The following is a 208-nucleotide window of genomic DNA, read 5'->3' as shown; positions in this document are numbered from 1 at the left end:
GGTGCAGTGGTCGGCGGACGAGCTGTGCCGCGGGGAGCGCCCACCGGTGCCCGTCCCGCAGACGCCGCGGTCGCCCGCTGCGAACGCCGAGATCGACAACGCGCTGAGCGCCCTCCAGGCGCAGGTGATCGCGTCGCTGATCCGCGTGCACGACGAGTCCCAGTCAGTGGTCCTGCTGGAGGTGCTTCGCCGCCTGGCCATGCGTGAA

Annotated in this window: 1 pseudogene; it reads left to right on the top strand. The window is 72.1% G+C overall.

Annotated features, from left to right (window positions below):
* A pseudogene (locus IF99_RS31530) lies at nucleotides 1-208 on the top strand (ATP-binding protein); the annotation flags it as partial.

It is taken from the genome of Streptomyces sp. NRRL F-5630, assembly GCF_000719475.1.
GTDB lineage: Bacteria > Actinomycetota > Actinomycetes > Streptomycetales > Streptomycetaceae > Streptomyces.
Note: the sequence above shows the minus strand (reverse complement) of the source record. Positions and strands in the feature narration are given on the sequence as shown.